Below are 2,869 nucleotides of genomic sequence, written 5' to 3'. Positions count from 1 at the left end.
CGCATAATCTGCATTGATCGTTTGCCCAACCTGTAAATGCTCCTTCACATAATTAGCTGCAAGGCCATGTGACCGGAGTATGTATCCATCAGCAGGTGCTTGACCTGCGATTGCTTTATCGATTGAAATCTCCTCAATTACGCCATTGCGAACTAATACTTCGGTAGGCGTGGAGCCTGAGTTTTTCGGGCGTTCTGTACCGCCCCAAGCACTTGTATAGATATACATCATATTAACATGGCTATAATTAGAGCCCGTTGTCTCCGGAATATATGCAGATTGGTTAAGCCCTTCCAGCGGGAAGGTAGAGCCGTCTGCTGCCGTTACTAGGCCATTGAAGCTATAGTTATCAATCATAGGTTTGCGGTCTTTAGAAACCGAGAATGCGTACATCCCCTTCAGCTTTGCAGGACTCGACATAAACATGCCGCTTGCGATTTGCCCGCCAAGCGGGGCACCCTCATTACCCATTACGAATACGTCTGCATTAATGCCAGCTACGGCTCCGTTTTCTTTTGTCATATTAAGTATCGTATTTAATTGACCTATGCTATTATTTTTTCCACTCATCGCATTTATGGATACGTAGGGATTTGTAAGATCGATTTCAATGACATGCACATCGGTTTGCACCTTGGAGCTGCCTCGTGTCGTTTGGAATACATAGTCAAGGCGCTTGGCACCTGCTGTTATAAATGATTGCTGTGACAGCTTAAGCGTAGGGTCGGCAGCAGCCTCTGCTGATTGAATGACTGCCGTCTGCCAGCTGCTAGGCAAGATTGAAGCTAAAGGCTGTACTAGCAATGCTCCACCTAATACGACGATTATAACCCGTTTTCCTATGCCTTCTGACTGCCGATCTATGATTTTTTGAAACTTACTCATTAGATTTACAACTCTCCCATCCATTAATCTATTAGTTATAGACTACAAGAGTAGTAGAAAAGTTACGCATGATAGAAGACTGCTATCGCTTTCTAAAGGGTGATAGATATCAGCTATGTACATCGTGGAAATGAATGACATAAAAAGAGCAGCTCGCCGTTTGGGCGAGCTGCTCTTCTTTGGTTCATTTATTATGACGAAAGAAATTTCACCTTCTGCAGCAAACGAAGAAGCATAACCGTTCCTTCTGCGCGAGTTGCATTGGTTTGCGGACTCAATGTTGTTGCTGTTTTACCGCTAATCACACCAATATACACTGATTTCGCCATATCTGTCTGCGCCCAAGCGCCAACCTTGCCTCGATCCGTATACTTCTTGAGATAAGTTGCGGCCGATTCTGGCAGCTGCACCGTTAGACCAGCCACCTTCGCTGCTCTAATCATCATAACGGCCATTTCCTGACGTGTAATCGGGTTGTTTGGCTTGAAGGTGCCGTCCGTATTGCCAGCGACGATACCAGCTGCTGAGGCGGCTCCAATATACGCCCCCATCGCTGTGTTCGCATTTACATCCTTGAACTTAGCTGCTGCACTCCTGTCGCTGCTGAGGCCAAGCCCTTTGGCGATATAGGTCGCAAATTCACCTCGTGTAATAGCCTTCTCTGGTTCAAACTTCGTTGCCGAGCGCCCTTCCACGATAAATTTGCGCGACATGATATGGATAGCAGAAGCTGCCCAATGCTTCGATAGATCGGAGAAGCTGGATGAATTGCTAACAAGCGCATAAGCGCTGTTTCCTTTTCTTTTAAAAGTTGCAGTCGTCTTCCCACCGCTTGTCGTAAGCTCGGTCGGAACATAGGAGAGCCCTCCGGTTGTTGGATCGAACCATACTACGGCAGTATTTTTAAAATCTGCATTTTGATACGTCTGGATTGTTCTTGAAACATAACCGCTAAAATCATTGAATGGCTTTTGAATCGACCCACTCACAGCATTAATATCAAAATGATAAGGACCTGCAAGCAAGCTCGTATTTGAGCTATTAATTTTTGTGCTGATACTTCCAGTTAGCGTTGATAACCCTTGGTCAATGCGAATGATTAATTGACCAGTCGCGCTATTACCGTTAAGTAACGTATTGATTTTCATATAATCTGCTGCATTTAATTGCAGCTCATAAGTGACATCTCCATATTGAACAGCAAATATCGAGTTCGAATTCAAGCGATACGCTGCGTCAAGCGCATTGATTGGAACAGCTACAATAGCAGCTCTCTCTGATGCTGGCACTTTAAAGGCTACACGCGGACTTGTTAAGCCAGCAGAGCGTGCCGTCTGGAAAGCTGTAAGGAGCTTCTCATTCGATAAGGTATATCGGTTGGCTTGAACACCAGCAGGCGATACGTCGAACATTGTCGTCGCTGCCGTTGTTTTCAAGCCGATGCCGCCGCCATCAGACGTTTCAAAGTCACCTGATAACCCATCAAGTATCGTCGTTTGGTTCGCAGCGTTTATGTTCGTAAAGCTATTGATCGTTGAACCGCTGTTTGTTCGAAGCCCTGACGCAGTTGAATAGTATGTTACTGAAACCGTCTCTCCTATGGCAAAAGGAGAGGTTAACGTTAGTATAACGGACGATCCGCTAACATCTACCCTCGATATCGATTTAACAGAATTACTTGCGTTAACAGCAAACTGAACAGTAGAAGGCACGTAGCTTGTATTTAATGATTCTGCAAAATTAATCGTAAGCGTAGAGCCTTTTGCAATGACGCCATAAATGTTGCCATTTTGCCCTCCGCTGCCTCCTCCACCAGTGGTTACATTGTTAAACGAAGGTGCAGCATTGCCGGCAAGATCTGTTATTAACGTTACGGATGCCAAATAAGAAACTGCCGTAATCTGGCTTCCTGTTACTGCTGATGAAAGGGTTAATAAAACTGTGCTTCCAGAAATTCGAACCTGAATAACAGAGCGTGCAATAT

1 protein-coding gene and 1 pseudogene are annotated in these 2,869 nt (G+C 45.1%); both read right to left on the bottom strand.

Going from position 1 to position 2,869, the window contains the following annotated elements:
- Window positions 1-885, bottom strand: a pseudogene (locus AC1DSE_RS33755) (copper amine oxidase); the annotation flags it as partial.
- Window positions 886-1,076: 191 nt separating this feature from the next.
- The coding region (locus AC1DSE_RS33750) for an S-layer homology domain-containing protein (protein ID WP_477528959.1) at window positions 1,077-2,869 on the bottom strand (1,793 nt) is incomplete at its 5' end.

The organism is Paenibacillus sp. 01L418 (assembly GCF_056400045.1).
This window is presented reverse-complemented; position numbering and strand designations above follow the sequence as displayed.